Annotated in this window: 12 protein-coding genes; 5 read left to right on the top strand and 7 right to left on the bottom strand. The window is 73.9% G+C overall.

Features of this window, described 5'->3' with window-relative positions; genetic code table 11:
- Positions 1–80 precede the first annotated feature (80 nt).
- Complete coding sequence (locus OO54_RS34210; RefSeq protein WP_033210318.1) at positions 81–1,391, top strand: phytase; 1,311 nt, start codon at positions 81–83, stop codon at positions 1,389–1,391.
- Positions 1,392–1,518: 127 nt separating this feature from the next.
- Here the strand turns inward: OO54_RS34210 and OO54_RS34205 are convergent, their stop codons facing one another.
- Together OO54_RS34205 and OO54_RS34200 are read right to left on the bottom strand one after the other, a co-directional pair.
- Complete coding sequence (locus OO54_RS34205; RefSeq protein WP_033210316.1) at positions 1,519–2,055, bottom strand: hypothetical protein; 537 nt, start codon at positions 2,053–2,055, stop codon at positions 1,519–1,521.
- A gap of 156 nt (positions 2,056–2,211) precedes the next feature.
- A complete protein-coding gene (locus OO54_RS34200; protein ID WP_033210315.1) occupies positions 2,212–2,781 on the bottom strand; it encodes a DinB family protein in 570 nt (189 codons plus the stop codon).
- A gap of 160 nt (positions 2,782–2,941) precedes the next feature.
- Between OO54_RS34200 and OO54_RS34195 the strand changes: the two genes are divergently transcribed.
- Positions 2,942–4,252: a hypothetical protein gene (locus tag OO54_RS34195; protein ID WP_234439563.1), complete on the top strand. Its 1,311-nt coding sequence runs from the start codon at positions 2,942–2,944 to the stop codon at positions 4,250–4,252.
- Between the two features lie 161 nt (positions 4,253–4,413).
- Here OO54_RS34195 and OO54_RS42645 read toward each other — a convergent pair whose 3' ends face one another.
- Complete coding sequence (locus OO54_RS42645; RefSeq protein WP_234439562.1) at positions 4,414–4,665, bottom strand: hypothetical protein; 252 nt, start codon at positions 4,663–4,665, stop codon at positions 4,414–4,416.
- Positions 4,666–4,768: 103 nt separating this feature from the next.
- Entirely contained in the window at positions 4,769–5,902 is a 1,134-nt protein-coding gene (locus OO54_RS34185) for an FAD-dependent monooxygenase (protein WP_033210312.1), read from the bottom strand.
- A 228-nt stretch (positions 5,903–6,130) separates the two neighbouring features.
- Between OO54_RS34185 and bdeA the strand changes: the two genes are divergently transcribed.
- The 3 genes from bdeA (at position 6,131) to OO54_RS34170 (ending at position 10,863) form a co-directional block, all read left to right on the top strand.
- Positions 6,131–7,012 (top strand): bis(hydroxyethyl) terephthalate hydrolase, encoded by an 882-nt coding sequence (bdeA, locus tag OO54_RS34180; protein WP_033210310.1) that lies wholly within the window; start codon positions 6,131–6,133, stop codon positions 7,010–7,012.
- 99 nt (positions 7,013–7,111) lie between these two features.
- The gene (locus OO54_RS34175; RefSeq protein ID WP_063738361.1) at positions 7,112–10,030 is read left to right on the top strand and encodes a helix-turn-helix transcriptional regulator; all 2,919 of its coding nucleotides are present in this window, start codon (positions 7,112–7,114) and stop codon (positions 10,028–10,030) included.
- Between the two features lie 65 nt (positions 10,031–10,095).
- Positions 10,096–10,863, top strand: coding sequence for a class I SAM-dependent methyltransferase (locus OO54_RS34170; protein WP_033210309.1), 768 nt, complete (start codon positions 10,096–10,098; stop codon positions 10,861–10,863).
- Positions 10,864–10,918: 55 nt separating this feature from the next.
- Here OO54_RS34170 and OO54_RS34165 read toward each other — a convergent pair whose 3' ends face one another.
- The 3 genes from OO54_RS34165 to OO54_RS34155 form a co-directional block, all read right to left on the bottom strand.
- The gene (locus tag OO54_RS34165; protein ID WP_033210308.1) at positions 10,919–12,973 is read right to left on the bottom strand and encodes a pectinesterase family protein; all 2,055 of its coding nucleotides are present in this window, start codon (positions 12,971–12,973) and stop codon (positions 10,919–10,921) included.
- 96 nt (positions 12,974–13,069) lie between these two features.
- Entirely contained in the window at positions 13,070–15,076 is a 2,007-nt protein-coding gene (locus OO54_RS34160) for a CASTOR/POLLUX-related putative ion channel (RefSeq protein WP_234439561.1), read from the bottom strand.
- An 83-nt stretch (positions 15,077–15,159) separates the two neighbouring features.
- Positions 15,160–15,951, bottom strand: a complete 792-nt coding sequence (locus tag OO54_RS34155) for an NPP1 family protein (RefSeq protein WP_106970151.1) — start codon at positions 15,949–15,951, stop codon at positions 15,160–15,162.
- Positions 15,952–16,112 lie beyond the last annotated feature (161 nt).

Here is a 16,112-nt window from a genome sequence, read left to right as displayed (position 1 = left end):
CGTCATCCCCCGGCCTCCGTCGGTACACACGCGACCAGCACTGTCATGCCTGACCCGTCCCTCTGCCGAGGAGATCCCGCATGACGACCCACCGAACGCTCCGTCCGCTCGTACCGGCCGCGGCGGCCGCCCTGGTGGCACTGGCGCTCGCCGTCCCCGCCCAGGCCCAGCCCCGTGCCCTCGGGCACGCGCTGCCCGCCGTGACGCCCCGGGCGGAGACCCCCGTCCTGCACGACGACGAGGCGGGCGGGAACGCGGACGCGGACGACCCGGCGATCTGGCGCAACGCGGCCGCCCCGGGCCGGAGTCTGGTCATCGCGACCGCCAAGGAGGGCGGGCTGAGGGTCTACGACCTGGACGCGCGCCCGGTGCAGGCGATAGCCGCACCGCCCGCGGCGCGGGAGGGTGGCGCGCCCGGACGCTTCAACAACGTGGACCTCGTCCACGACATGCGGCTGACCTCCGGGCGGGCCGACCTGGCCGTCACCAGCGACCGCGGCCACGACCGCCTGCGCTTCTACCGCATCGACCGGGACCGTGCCGGGGGCCCGCTGGGCGACGTCACCGACCCCGCCGCGCCGGCCGTCTTCTCCCAGGACCAGGACGAGGTCGACGAGCAGCGGACCGCCTACGGCCTCGCGACCTGGACCGACCCGGCGAGCGGCCGCTCGTACGCCCTGGTGAGCCGGCGCGAGCGCACGAGCATCGCCCTCCTCGAACTGCTCCCGGCGGCGGGCGGGAAGGTCACGTACCGCAAGATCCGCACCCTGGACCTGCCGTCCGCGTTCCGTCTGCCGAACGGCACGTCGTGGTCTCCGTGCGCCGAGCCCGGCGAACTGCCGCAGGTCGAGGGCATGGTCGTCGACCCCGCCGACGGCACCCTGTACGCGGGTCAGGAGGACGTCGGCATCTGGCGTCTGCGCGCCGACCTCACCGGTGAGCCCGAACTCGTCGACAAGGTGCGCGAGTACGGCGTTCCCGGAACCTACGACGAGCAGACCGAGGAGTGCGCCGCGGGCACCGACCCCGGCTTCGGCGGCACCCGGATCAGCGCCGACGTCGAGGGCCTGGCCCTGGTCACCGAGACCGACGGCGACGGGTACCTGCTGGCCTCGAGCCAGGGCGACGACACCTTCGCCGCGTACGACCGGGAGCGGGAGGACGACAACGAGTACGAGGGCGGCTTCCGGATCACCCCGGCGGGCGGCGTCCTCGACGGTTCCGAGGAGTGCGACGGCGCCGCGGCACTGAACGCGCCCCTCGGCTCCCGCTACCCCCGCGGCCTCCTCGTCGTCCAGGACGGTCACGACTCCCCCGGCGACGGCGACCGGCCCGCGACCGGCTTCAAGTTCGTCGACCTGGGCAAGGTCATGGACGCCCTCGACGACTGACCCGGTTCGCGCAGGCGCCCGTGCCCGTGCCCGGGGCCGGGGCCGGGGCCGGGGAGCGTCCGGGCCGTAGGCGTGGCCCCCCTTCCCCACAGCCGTCCGCGACGTCAGCGGCCGGGCGTCCGCGAGGTCACCGGCCGTACATCCCGCGGCAGAGGTCGGCCGCGCCCATGGGTGCCTGGATTCCCTCGGCCTGACGGCACAGCCGGCGCATCTCGGAGGGGAGGCCCGTCGGCTGCTGCTGCGGGCGCGGGGAAACCGCGCGGTTCCGCTTCGGTGCCCGGGGCGTGACGGCCCGCGTCTCGGCGGCGGGCTTCCCGGGTTTCCTCACCGAGCCGCGCGGGTGCTTCGGGACCGTGCCGCGAGCCGGTGACCGGCCGGCCCCCGTTCCCGTCGCCCGCTCGACGGCCGGCGCCGCCGGACGGGGAGGCGGACCGGCCGGCCGGTCCGCCTGCCGCGGGGCGGTGTCGGTCTCGGTCAGGGCCTCACGGGCGGCGGCCGGTGTCGGCGCCGGCCAGGTCGGAATCGGCGCGGGGGCACGCTCGGCGTCCGGCGCCAGGTGGGCGGTCCGGGACGGCGGGGCCGGTGCGGTAGGGCGCGGAACGGCCACACATCCGCTGGTGAGAAGCACGGCGATGAGGGCGAGCGTGATGCGACGGGGCTGCATGGGGCCCACGCTGCCCGACTCTCCCGGCGCACCGGAGGTGGCAGGGCCCGGGTCCACCATGACGAGTGAACAGGCCCGAAGGGTGGACGGAGCCGGCCGGGGTCCTTGGACCAGGAACCCGCCCGGCAGGTACGGGCAGGCCGCCCGACGGGGTTCCTACTGGCCCACGCGGCCGTCGACGCATTCGCGGAGCAGGTCGGCGTGTCCGCAGTGGCGGGCGTACTCGTCGATCATGTGGACCATCAGCTCGCGTATCGCCATCTCGTCCTTGCCCACGCGTTCGCCCAGGTCCGGAAAGCCCGCCAGGGCAACGTCCATGGCGGCCTGCTCGCGCTCGAGGTCTGCGTAGGCGGCGTCGACCACGGACTGGTCGGCGACGGCGCCGTGGAAGTCGGCGTCGCGTGCGCCGTACAGCTTCGGCAGCGGCTCGCCGTCGCTGATCCAGTTGCGCCAGTCGCGCTCCACCTCGGCGAGGTGGCGGAGGAGACCGAGCAGGGACATCGTCGACGGCGGGACGGACCGGCGGGCCAACTGCTCCGCGTCGAGGCCCTCGCACTTCATCCGCAGGGTGATCCGATAGTCCGTCAGGAAATCGCGGAGCGTGGCCCGTTCGCCGTCCGGGCTGCTGCTGTCCCTGTTGCGGGGGTCGTCGTCGGGGTCGGCCCACATGTCGGGGTACACGGTCGCCTGGGTCCAGCGTGCGGGTTCGTCGCTCATGCCTTGCATGATCGTCCAGGGGACACGGGGGCGCCATCGAGTTTCCTACGGTCTTCCCGGAGCGGCGGCATCGAGCGGGAAAGTGATCTTGCGTCGTCGCGGGAGTCGTGGTCGGATGGCATGTCTTTCACATGATCATTACTTTTGGGGGCAAGCAATGACCGGAAGCATGGACCGCCGTTCCGTCATACGCGGGATGGCGACGGCCGGTGCGGGCATGGCGGCGGGGGCCGTGGTGGCCGGCGGCGGGACCGCGCACGCGGCCGGCGGCGGTGACGACCCGTACAGCGTGGACGTCATCAGCAAGGGCGCGGACCCGACGGGCGCCACGGCCAGCGACGCCGCCTTCCGGGCGGCCGCCGCCGAGGTGCTCGCCTCGTTCCAGCCGGATCCGATCTCGGGCGCCGTCCCGAAGAAGGTCCTGGTCATTCCGCCGGGCACGTACCTGCTGACGCAGCCCGACTCCCTGCTGCCGAACGTCAACGGCGAGGGCAACGGCGGGATCGTCGACGGGCTGTCGATCACCGGGTACGGCAAGCGCCTGTCGCGGATCGTGTACGCGCCGACGGCCGACGACACGACGCTGTGGACGAACTACCAGCGGTACAAGAACATCCGGATCTCCGGGCTGACCTTCACCAGCAACAACGCCACGTCGAGCTTCTGTTACGCCTACTCGTCGGCCACGTACGGCGTCCAGGACACCTGGTACACGGACGTGGAGTGGCGCGGCAGCTGGAAGCGCGGCATCGGTCTGGACGGGCCGGCCACGACGTCCAACCTGAACAGCGAGATGGGCTGGGACCACTGCCAGGTCGGCGGTTCCTACTCCGACGCGTTCCTCGTCATCGGCATGACCCCGTCGGCGAGCCAGCAGGACCAGTTCCTCAACTACTGGTTCCGCGACTGCAAGGTGGAGTACCAGTCGGGCGTGTTCGTGAAGAACACCCGGGGCGGCTCCATGAACTTCACCGGCGGCTCCTACATCCTCACCGACACCGCCTCGACCGGCACCTTCTTCCAGCTCACCCCCGACGCCGGCACCCGGGCCGACTCCGTCATGCGCCTGTACGCGCAGGGCATCCGGTTCGAGCTGCGCGGCACGGGCCACAAGGTGATCGACTCCCAGTGGTACAAGGGCAACGTCACCTTCGTGTCGTGTGACGACACCGCGCACAGCTTCAAGTCGTGGGCTCCGAACGCCGTCACGCACGTGTACGACTTCGAGGCGAACGGCTCGCGCGGCCCGATGGTGCGCTACGTCGACTGCGCGCTGATGGGCTCGCACCAGGTGAAGACGGGCGCCTCCGCGACCACGTACGGCAAGGTCCTCTACGAGGGGTGCCGGTTCATGGACATGAGCGCGGCGACCGGCGCGTCCGGCTTCCTGCGCTGGACCGGTACGGTCGCGCCCCGCTACGAGCTGCGCGACTGCGTCGGCGCCTCGACCTACCTGGCCGACGTGAAGAACCCGGCCTGACACGGCGGGTCCGGTCCCCCGGCCCCTAAGGGGTGACGGCGGCGCTCCCGCCGGCGCGCCGCCTCACAGCCGCCGTACGCGCAGCGCGGCAGTCAGCACGGGGAAGGTGAACTCGCCACGAGCGGTGGCCGGTTCACCTGCGAGGAACGTCCGGATCCTGCTCAGCGTGGTCTCCTGGTCGGCCTGCGGCATGACCAGGAGACCACGCGCGTCGCGAGCGCGGCGACGAGGGAGTCGGCGGTACGACGCTGCCCGTGCGGGAACTCGGCCTGCTCGGGCGAGCCGAAGCACGGGGCCGCGCCGTCGAGTGCCCAGCGCACCGCGGCCGCCGCGTAGTCCGGCCGGTGCCCGGCGTACGCGACCGCCGCCGCACCGAACGAGGAGGCGTGACGCCGTCGTCCGTCCTTGTCCACGGCGCCACCGTAGCGGCGCCGGGTCGGGGCGGCCGGCACGCCCCGACGCCGGCTTCTCCTTCTGCTTCGGCCTCGGCTTCGGCTTCGGCTTCGTGCCGGGTATTCAGTACGGCTTCGCCAGCACGTGTGCCGCGCCGGGGACGCCGATCTCCAGGAGGGCGTCTTCCTCGGCGGTGGTCGGTGCGCCCATCTCCTGCTTGAGGACCGCGTGGGACATGGCCTGCACCCACATCACCCGGGGCCTGCGGCGGGCCTCCCAGGCCTCCAGGGCGGCGGGCACCGAGGGGGCGGCGTCCAGGGACTCGGCGAGCACGAGCGCGTCCTCGACGGCCATCGCCGCACCCTGGGCGAGGTGCGGGGTGGAGGCGTGGGCCGCGTCGCCGGCCAGGACGACCCGGCCCACGTGCCACGGCTCGTCCACCGTGACCTGGGAGATGCGGGAGTACACCACGGCCGCCGGGTCGGTGACGGCGGCGAGCGCTTCCGCGACGGGTCCGGAGAAGACGCCGAGCCGCTTCGCGAGCTCCTCGTGCGCACGCTCCGGGTCCGGACGGAAGTCCTCGGTCTCGGCGAACACGGCTCCCAGGTACATGAGTTCGTCCGTGATCGGGGTGAGGAGCGCCTTCGCCTCCCGCCCCGCCGTGGCCATCACCACGCCCTGGACTCCGGGGTGGCGCGGCACGGTGACCCGCCAGTTGGCGAAGCCGGTGTACGCGGGCGCGTAGCGGTCCCCGTAGAGGTGGCCGCGCAGCGGGGATCCGATGCCGTCGAAGCCGACGACCAGGTCCCAGCGTGCGGTGGTGCCGTCGGAGAGCCTGACGGTGACGCCCGCGCCGTCGTCTTCGAGCGCGGAGACGGTGGAGGCGTAGCGCACCCGCGCGCCCGCCGCGACGGCGGCGTCGGCGAGGATCGCGGCGAGCGCGGGCCGCGGTATCCCGTTGCTCGGCGGGACGTCGTCCATCCGCGGCTGCGGTATCCGGGCCAGGGTGTTCCCCGCGGGGTCGGCGATCGTCAGGAACTCCCAGGGGAATCCCGCCGCGAGGCACCGGTCGAGCACTCCGAGTTCGCGCATGACGTGCAGGGCGTTCGACGGCTGGATGATGCCGACGCCGAGCGCGGACGGTTCGGCGCGGATCTCGGCGACCTCCACGGTGTGGCCGCGCCGGGCCAGGGCGGTGGCGAGCGCGAGCCCGCCGATGCCTCCGCCGTTGATGAGGACGCGCAGGGATGCTGCCATCGGGGATCTCTCCAAAGCGTGAACGGGGATACGGGGCCGACCACTTCATGATCACATCCCGCTCCGGGTCGGGTAAGGCGACGAGCCCGTCCCGGCGGCGAACGCCGGTGGTTCTGCCGATGCCTTCGTGCCGTGCCGCCCGGACAGTGGCCGGGCCAGTTCACGGCGCGGTCGCCGTCCGGAGGTTCGGACGGTGCCCGCCCCACGACACGAGAGGACGACTCCGTCGTGACACGACACATCGGCGCGGCCGTGGCCGCCGCCTGTCTCACCCTGCTGCTCGCTCCCGGCGTCCAGGCCGCCGACGGTTCCCCGGCCGCCGCCGGCAATCCGTACGAGCGCGGTCCCGCGCCGACCGAGGCGAGCGTGGAGGCGCTGCGCGGCTCGTACGCCGTCGCGGAGACCAGCGTCTCCTCGCTGGCCGTCAGCGGTTTCGGCGGCGGCACGATCTACTACCCGACGTCCACGAGCGACGGCACCTTCGGCGCGGTGGTGATCTCGCCGGGGTTCACCGCGTACCAGTCGTCGATCGCGTGGCTGGGGCCCCGGCTCGCCTCGCAGGGGTTCGTGGTGTTCACCATCGACACTCTCACGACGCTCGACCAGCCCGACAGCCGCGGGCGGCAACTCCTGTCCGCGCTCGACTACCTGACCCAGCGCAGCTCCGTGCGGGGGCGCGTCGACGCGAACCGGCTCGGCGTGATGGGCCACTCCATGGGCGGCGGCGGGACCCTCGAAGCGGCCAAGAGCCGGCCGTCGCTGAAGGCCGCCGTGCCGCTCACCGCGTGGAACACGGACAAGACCTGGCCCGAGATCACGACGCCCACCCTCGTCATCGGCGCCGACGGGGACACGATCGCACCGGTCGCCACCCACTCCGAGCCGTTCTACGAGAGCCTGCCCGCCTCGCTCGACAAGGCGTACCTGGAGCTCAACGGCGCGACGCACTTCACCCCGAACTCGTCGAACACCACGATCGCGAAGTACAGCCTGTCCTGGCTGAAGCGCTTCATCGACGACGACACCCGCTATGAGCAGTTCCTCTGCCCGCTGCCGCGGCCGGGTCTCACGATCGACGAGTACCGGGGCACCTGCCCGCTCGGCTCCTGACGCTCTGTGCACCGTCACAGAGCGCGGTTCCCGGGTCTGGGCCACCGCCCAGGCCCGGGAGCCTTCCGCCGACCCGTACGGGTCGGTAACGTGACCGCCGTGAGCGGAGCGACGCAAGCCGCCGCACCCGGAGCGCGGCTGTACGACCGCGCGGCCGAACTGGCCGCCGTGGCCCGCCTGTCGGCCCGTGCCGCCGCCGGATCCGGTGGCGTCCTGTTCGTCACCGGCAGCCCCGGCGAGGGGCGCACCAGCCTGCTGGCCCGGGCGGCGCACGACTTTCCCGGCACGGCGTACCGGGTCGCCGCGCCGGGCCACCGTGGGCCGTGGAGCGCGGCCCGCGCGCTGTTCACCGCCCTCGCACCGACTCCTGCGGCAGGTCGCCGGGCGCTTCGGCGCGCGCGGGACGAGGGCGGGTTCGGACCGGCCGTCGCCGCCCTCGTCGCGGAGGCCGAGGCCGAGCCCGCGGCCGCGGCCGCCCTGCGCGACGGAACCGGTGCCGCGGCCGCCCTGCGCGACGGGACCGGTGGCGAGGCCGCCCTGCGCGACGGGACCGGTGGCGAGGCCGTACGCCTCGGCGCCGCCGGCCGCTCCCCCGCCGGAAGGCCCCGCCCCGTGCTGATCTGCGTCGACGACCTCCACCTCTGGGACGCGCATTCCCGGACCGCGCTCGCCGCGACCTGGCGGGAAGCCCCGGGCACCGGGTCGCGTCGGCCGTCGCCGGTGGGATGGCTGGTCTCGGCCGCACGTCACCACCGGTTCCCCGGGGTGCCGGGGGCGGAGACGGTCCGGCTGGGCAGGCTGACGACGGCCGGTGCGCGGGCCCTTCTCGGTGACCTGTGCCCGGCGCCCGCGCCGACGCCGCCGGTCGTGGACCGGTTGCTCGACGAGGCGGCGGGGCACCCCGGTGTCCTGGCCGCGGCGGTACGCCGCCTGAGCGCGGCTCAGCTGACAGGCATCGCTCCCCTGCCGCGGCCCGCGGTCGACGACGCCGTCCTCGCCGAGGTGTACGGAGGGCTCCTCGACCGGCTTCCCTCGGCCTCGCGCCGGCTGCTCGCCACGGTCGCCGTGCTGGCCCTGGCGGGCCGCACCGAGGTCGGCGGCGCGAGCGCCGGGACGTACGGACGGGGTGGCGGTGCCGGGGCCTTCCCCACCGGAGGCCGGGGCGCGCGCACGTCCGTGGATCCGCTGGAAGGGCTGGTCGCGGACGGCCTGCTGTGCCGCAGGGACGGGGTGCTCGGCTTCCATGACGCGTTCCTCGGGCGCGCCGCGCTCGCCTCGGCCCGACCGACGTGGCCGACCCGGCCACGGGAGGCTCCCGATACGACGCCGCGGGCCGGGAACGCCGCCGCACCGCCTGTGGCGGGCGCCGCCGCACCCGAGGCCGCCCCGGTCGTGCCCGGCGCTGTCACGAGCACCGCGCCCGCACCTGACAGTCCGAACCTCGCGACGGCCGGCGCCGCACCGGAGACGGCCCCCACGGCAACCGGCTCGGCCTCGCGGACGGCGCTCGCGCGCGGCGCCGGTCATCGCGCCGACCGTCTGGGGCCGTCCGCGGCCGTGCGCTCGCTGTCTCCGCTCGTCCGGGGCCGCGCCCAGTTGGTGCGCGGTCTGGCGGCGCTGGCCGGGGGGCCGGTGATGGACGCGCACGAGGCGCTGCTGCAGGCGGCGGAGCTGCTGCGGGGCCGGGCGCCGGTGGAGGCGTCCGACGCCCGGTTCCTGGCGATGGAAGCGGCGTGGGCCGGCGGCGACGTCGCCGGGTGTCTGGCGGCACTCGACGGCGGGGAGGAGGTGCCGGGCGCGGAGCGGGACTTCGCCGAGGGGCTGAGCGCCGCCCTGACCGTACGGCTCGACGAGGCTCGTACGACGCTGGCGCGGGTGGTCGCGCGGGACGGCGCCGCGGACGACGCCCGGCTGCTGCTGCGGGCGGGTTCGGCCGCGCTGGTCCTCGGCGACACCGCGGCGGCGGCCCGGGTCCATGCCCGCGCGCTCGCCCGGGCGCGGGCCGAACGCCGTACGGCCCTGCTGCCGCGCGCCCTCGAACAGCTCGCGTACGCCGAACTCCGGGCCGGCCGGCACAGCAGGGCCGAGCGCACCGCACGCGAGGGGCTGCGGGCTGCGGAGGCGACGGGCCAGCACAACGTGGCCGCCCATCAGCACGCCGTCCTGGCCCTGGTGGCCTCCGTGTCGGGCGACGGATCCGCGGTGTCGGAACACGCCGGGCGGGCGCTCGCGACGGCCGGTCCGCACGGGCTCGTCCAGGCGGCGACCCTCGCCGAGTGGGCGCTGGCCCGTGCCGAGCTGGGCCGGGGTCTTGCCGCCCAGGCCGCCGCGCGGCTGGTGCCGCTCGTGCGGCCCGGTCCCCGTGGCGGCCACTTCGCGCTGCGGATGCTGGCCGTGCCGTGTTTCGTGGAGGCGGCCGTCGCGGCCGGCCGGACCGCCGAGGCCAGGGAAGCGGCCGACGAGTACGGCGCGTGGGCGGCGCTGGGCGTCGACGGTCCTGCGCCGGCCCAGCTGGCGCGCTGCCGAGCGCTGCTGTCGGACGGCGAGGGGCCGGGCTACTGGTTCGGCGAGGCCGTGCGCCGTCACGACGGCTGCGGCAACGACTTCGAGCGCGCCCGTACCCTCCTCGCCTACGGCACCTGGCTGAGGCGCCGTCGGCGTCCGGGGGCGGCGCGCGGTCCGCTGCGCGACGCGCTCGTCACCTTCGAGCGGGCCGCGGCGGGCGGCTGGGCCGAGCACGCGCGCTCCGAACTCCGCGCGACGGGCGGCGCGTCCGCCGGTGCCTCCGCGGCTGCCGCGGCTCCGCGCGAGCTGACGCCGCAACAGCAGCGCATCGCCCGCCTGGTCGCGCGCGGGGCCACGAACCAGGAGGTCGCCGACCACCTCTCCCTCAGCCCCCGCACGGTCGATCACCACCTGCGGGGCGTCTTCGTCCGGCTCGGCATCCGGTCCCGGGTCGAGCTCCCGGGCGTCGTGGGCAGGTGGGACGCGGAACGGGAGGCGCGGGTGGAGCGTTAGGGCCCGTCCTGTGAAGGGGGCTTAATCCGCTCGCCCGGGATCGTCGCCTCGCCGATCATGAGGGGATGACACGCTCTTTCGAAGAACTCGTGGCGGAGGCCTCCGAGGCGTCGGTCGACGGCTGGGACTTCTCCTGGCTCGAAGGGCGGGCGACGGAGCAGCGCCCGTCCTGGGGTTACCAGCGGCTGCTCGGCGAGCGGCTCGCGACCGCCTCGGCGGGACTGGATCTGCAGACGGGCGGCGGCGAGGTCCTGGGCGGCGTGCCGGTGCTCCCGCCGACGATGGCGGCGACCGAGTCGTGGCCGCCGAACGTGGCCCGTGCCACCCGGCGGCTCCATCCGCGTGGGGTGGTCGTCGTCGCCGATGCCGACGAGCCGCCGCTGCCCTTCGGCGACGCCGCGTTCGACCTCGTCACCAGTCGGCATCCGGTCACCGTGTGGTGGTCAGAGATCGCCCGCGTCCTGCGGCCGGGCGGCACGTATCTGGCCCAGCACATCGGGCCGTCGAGTGTGTGGGAGCTGGTCGAGTACTTCCTCGGGCCGCAGCCCGAGGCGGCCCGGGCCCGGCGTCCCGACGACGAGGCGGCCGAGGCACGGGAGGCCGGGCTCGACGTCGTGGACGTGCGGAGCGAGCGGCTGCGGATGGAGTTCCACGACATCGGTGCCGTCGTCTGGTTCCTGCGCAAGGTCGTCTGGATCGTGCCGGGCTTCGTGGTCGACGCGCAGCTGCCCCGGCTGCGCGAGCTGGACGCGCTGATCCGCGCGGAGGGGCCGTTCGTGGCCCACTCCGCGCGGACGCTGATCGAGGCGCGCAAGCCGGAGGGCGGCGCGTAGGGGGTCGAGAGGCGTGGACGCGTCCGGTGCCGGTGGGACGGACGCGTCCGGGCCGTCAGCCGGCCGTGGGGGTCCAGCCGCCGAGCCAGTGGGCGGTGTCCTGGGCGGCGGTGAGGTGGGGGCGGTCGGCGCCGGCCGGTCCGGCGCCGGGGCCGGTGTTGCGGTACTCGGCGAAGCGGTCGGCCTTCCACGAGAAGCCGCCCATGTCCGTCCACGGCGTGCTCTTGACGGCGGCGCCGAGGACGCTGTCGCGGACGGTGGTCTGCGGGTCGAGGGTCGCGTCGCCGCCGGCGTGCCAGGGGCGGCCGAGGTGGAAGCTGCCGGCGGCCACGTCACCGTTCACGGTGGAGCGGGTGATGAGGAAGCCGTTGCGGCCCGCGGCGGTGCTGGGCGCGGTGAGGTAGCCGCCGGAGGAGCCGTCCCAGCGTTTCTTCAGGGTGAGGACGGACCGGTCGATGACGGCCGTGGCGCGGCCGAAGACGAAGTCGACGTTGCCGATGACGTAGGAGTCGGTGAGGTGGACGCGGCCGATCCTGTCGCGGGCGGCGGTGTCGAGGAGGAGGGTGTCCTGGTCACCGCTGATGATGAGGCCGTCGAGGACGATCCGGTCGGCGGCGGTCCGCAGGGCCACCGCCTGATGGCCGGTCAGCGCCTGGTTGGCCGCTTCGTCGAAGTCGTTCGCGATGCTGAGGTTGCGGGCCTGGAACTCGTCGGCCTCGACCGCGACGGTGGCGCTGCCGCCGGTGCCGTAGGTGCCCGTGCCGTCGGGCTTGGGCGTACCGGAGGCGTGTCCCTCGACGATGAGGGTGTCCTTGCGGCTGCGGCCCGTGCCTTCGATGGTGACGTAGGGCTTGTTCGCCGGGACCTTCACCGTCTCGCGGTAGACGCCGGGCGCGACGCGGATCACGACCCGGGAGGTGTTGCCCGCGGGGACGGCGTCGACGGCCTTCTGCACGCTCGTGTACCGGCCGCTGCCGTCCTTGGCGACGGTCAGGGTCGTGGCCGCGGTGGTCGTGGTCGTCGTGGTCGTCGTGCCGATGGTGGTGCGGGGGCCGGCGCCGGACTTGACCAGGGCGGGCACGTCGGCCGCCGGGGCTGCGGTGTACGGGTAGTAGGTCCTCGGGTCGAAGGCCGTGCCGCCGCTCTCGTTGCGGCCGGTGGTGCCGGAGAAGAGGTTGCCGCGCTGGACGAGGCCGGCGCCGGCGTCCTTGACGACCGGGTTGTTCACGCCCTGGAAGTAGCTGTTCTCCAGCAGCATCCGGGTCTTCCCCCGGGCGTAGTTGCCGTAGGCCGAGGTGATGGCGGTCCCGGCGTCGTCCTGGAGGAGGTTGTTGTAGAGGTGCGCGTGGGCGGCGTTGTCGGTGGAGGGGTTGCGCTGCTCGGTCTCCCGGAACCAGTTGTGGTGGATCGTGAGGTCGGCCGTGACGTTCTCGGTCCAGCCGATCCCGAAGGTCTTGTTGTTGTTGCCGAGCCTGTTCCAGGACACGGTGACGTACGTGGTGTCCTTGCGGCTGTCGATGAGGCCGTCGGCCATGTTCCGCAGGTCGTTGTGGTCGATCCACACGTGGTGCGCGCCGTCCATCTGGACGGCGTCGAAGTCGTGGTCCTTGTCGTTCCAGACGCCCTGGTGGGTGTCCCTGATCGTCAGGTTCCTGATGATGACGTTGTGGATGCCCGGCCCGAGGAAGAAGCCGCCGCCGACGATGTGGCCGGCCGTGCCGGAGCCGACGATCGTCTTGTCGGAGGCGACCTTGATCTCCTTGCCGACGGGGTTCACGGTGATCGTCCCGGCGACGACGATGACGTACGGCTCCGGGGCGGTCGCGTACTTCTCCAGGTCGGCGAGGTTCCGTACCGTGACGGTGGCCCCGTCCCGCCCGCCGTAGGTTCCGTTCTGCCCGAGCGCGTGGACCGAGGCGAACCCGTCGGCGACGGCCCGTGCCCACGCGGGCGCGTCCGCGGCGGTGGCCTCGGGGCGCGCGTCCTCGCCGAACACTCCGAAGGCGGTGCCGTACGCCAGGACTCCGGCCGCGGCGAGGGCGGCCGGAACGCCGATCACCTGTGCCTTTCCGCGGCGGCGGTGTCTCGCCCTGCTGTGGTTCTCGCTCACGTCGTGGGTCCTTCCGTTGGGGGGTGACCCAGCCCCGGAGGGGCGGGCGTGAGTGAGTCGCCGCCACGGTGGGAAAGGTTGCCGTCTTCCGTCCGGTCAGTCGCCCGGTGCGATGACCGCGACCTGGTCGGCGGGGTGCCAGTGCCGGACGTGGGACTTCGGGGGGTTGAGGCGTACGCCGTGGTGCGGGGCGGTCGCGGCGTGCTCGTGCGAGCGGTAGCCGATGGCGCAGGCGCCCTGGCGCGCGGCGGATTCGACGACGGTCGCGAAGGAGGTGGGGCGGCCGGTGGCGACGTAGTGGGCGGCCGGGCGGAGGTGGACGGAGTTGCCGTCCGGGGCGAAGAGCTCCTCGAACACGGCGGCCCGGTGGGGGTTCTGGGAGATCTGGGTCATCAGGAGTCCGATGGTCCTGCCGTTGACGACGAAGTCGGTCGCCGCGGTGCGCGGTGCGATGAGGAGGCTGCGGTCGTCGGTCAGTTCGGCGACCACGTGGAGGGGGTGCCCGCCGCGGCGCTGTAGCTCCCTGAGGTGGAGGAGGGTGACGAGGGTGCGGTCGTCCGGGTCCTCGTGACCTCGGCGGGAGTCGGGGCCGAGCACGATGACGGCGTCGTAGCAGGCGAGGTCCCGTGCGGCCGGCGTCTCCGGCCGGGTGGGGTCGCCGGGGCGGTGGACGAGCGTGAGGCGGTGGCCCGCGGCGTCGGTGACGGAGCGGAAGGCGGCGCGCGTCGCCGCCGTGGGTTCGGTGACGACGTCGAGGGTCGTGCCGGGGGGTGTGCTCAGCGACAGGCGGTGCGCGAGCATGGGCGCCCGGCGGTTCCAGCCCAGGAGGAGGTACCGCTCGGGAGGGGTCGGCGCCGGGGGCGGCGCCACCGCGAGGGCCGTGGGGTCGTACGGCACCGGAGGCTCGGCGGGGTGGGTCGGGTCGTCGTCCTCGGCGACGACGACGAGACGGTCGCCGGGTTCGAGTCGGGTGTCGGCGGGCGGGTTGAGCAGGACGGTCCCGTCGCCGCGGACCAGGCCGGCCCCGCACGACTCGGGGCATCTCGCGGAGGCCTTCTTGAACGTGAGGCCCGCCGGTCCTGGTGCGGGGAGGGTGTGGAACTCGTGGCCGGCGAAGTCGAGCAGTTCCTGGTGGACGTGGGAGAGGCCGGGGGCGCGCGCGTACTGGGCGAGGAGTCGCGCGGAGATGTCGTCCGTGTGCAGGACGGTGGCGCGGGGACCGCCGGCGAGGCGGGCGGCGGTGAGGTGACGGTCGCCGCGTACGGCGGCGATGACGCGCGCCGGGTGGTGCTCTCCGGCGGCGGCCGTGAGGGACAGCAGGGTCTTGACCGTCTCGGCGTCGTCGCGGGGGCTGTCCCGGGGCAGGACGAGCACGGACTCGGCGGCCGCCGGGCTCACGCGGGCGAGCGCGGTGGGGTCGGCCGGCCGGCCGGTGCGGCAGATGACCCGGGTGCGGCCCGTGCCGCCGACGGCCGCGCGGAGCTCCTCCTCCATCGCGGTCTTGACCCGGTCGGCGAGCACCGTGACGACGGCGCGGCTCCGGCGGGCCGCGGAGACCTGACCGGTGACCAGTTCGGTGATGACGGTGGGGATCTGCTCGGACCAGCCGAGTACGACGGTGTGGCCGCGTTCCAGGACGGTGGAGTGCCCGCGGTTGAGGGCGATGAGCTTGTCGGTGATGCCGGTGGTGATGAGGCTGACCAGGGTGGAGACGTACAGGAGTGCGATGAGGGCGAGGAGGACGGAGAGGGCGACGCGCAGCGGTGGGCCGACCTCGCCGCCCAGGCGCAGGGTCTGTCCGGTGTTCCGCCAGACCGCCGCGATGCGGGAGCTCAGGGAGGCGGGGGCGTGGTCGTCGGTCCACACCAGCAGGGCGCTGACGGGGACGACGAGCAGGAGGCAGGCGAGGGCGAGCCAGCCGACGAGTGCGGGCGTGCCGCGGGTGAGGACGGTGTCGAACCAGTAGCGGAGGCGCGCCTCGGCGGAGTCGGTCCGGTACGGGGGCCGTCGGTGGGGTGCGGGTGGTGTGACGGCCTTGCCCGTACCGGTTGCCTGTGCGGCGGTCCGCTGCGGCGGGACCACCCTGTTGCCTTCTGTGCGCACGTCAGCAGCGTGGCGTCCCGCCGTGACCGGCGGGGCGCCATCGCGGCAGGTTCATCCCTTCGTGATCAGTGGTCGAGCGGTGGTCAGGCGTACGGGTCGAAGGCGATGCCGGACGGTTTGGCCTTGGCGAGGTGGGCGGCGAAGTTGCCGTCCTTGAGGCCGAAGACGGCGCTGCCGAAGTCGGCCTGGCTCAGCTTGTCGCGCAGGCCGGCGGAGTAGCCGTTCCAGCCGACCAGGCTGGGGTACTGCCAGGTGTGCTGGTGGTTCTCGGGCGGTTCGTCGTTGGTGTTGGCGGGCCGGAAGCAGTGGGTTCCGATGCCGTCCTTGTGGTAGACGACCTTGGGGTGGGTGCCGTCCCAGCGGATGCGGTCCCTGCTGTTGGTCACGAAGGCGCCGTGGGCCGAGGTGGAGACGTACTGGGCCTGGTTGTTCTGCACCCACACGACGACGTGTTCCCAGTCGTGGCGGTGGCCGCCGAGGCCGCTGCCGGCCACGGCCTGGTCCTTCTCGAAGTACAGGCCGTAGAGGATGGCGCACCAGCCGTTGTTGCACTTGTAGCGTGCGTAGCCGTTGGTGTTGGTGAGGTCCCACGCGTCGCGACACTGGCCGTTGAGGGCGCCCGACGGGTTGAGTCCGCCGTTGAGCGTTCCGTCGGGCCCGATCGCGGGGGTGGAGTAGCACCCGTCCGTGTCGTAGTCGAAGGCCGGCTGGAAGGTCTGCTCCAGGCCGTCGGCGTTGGCGGGCAGGGCGGTGGGCGGGGCGGCGAGCGCGCTGGTCGGAAGGGCGATGAGCAGGGCGAGGGCGCCGGTGAGGGCGAGGGCGCCCCTGGTGACGTACGCCGGTGTCTTCACTACGTCCCCTTGCGTCGGAGGCATGGTGCGGGCAGCCCATATTGGCATGCACAGTTCACATCCCGTGGCCCACCGGACCAATCCGGGGCCGACACGGGGTCGTCGGCCGCCCGCCCGACCGCCGGACGCGCCCCACCGCGTTCGGGGGCACCCGGTGGATCCGACTAGACGATACGGTCCGTCTC

This window comes from Streptomyces wedmorensis (assembly GCF_000716445.1).
Classification (GTDB): domain Bacteria; phylum Actinomycetota; class Actinomycetes; order Streptomycetales; family Streptomycetaceae; genus Streptomyces; species Streptomyces wedmorensis.
The sequence above is the reverse complement of the archived record's forward strand: the minus strand, read 5'-3'. Positions and strand labels throughout refer to the sequence as shown.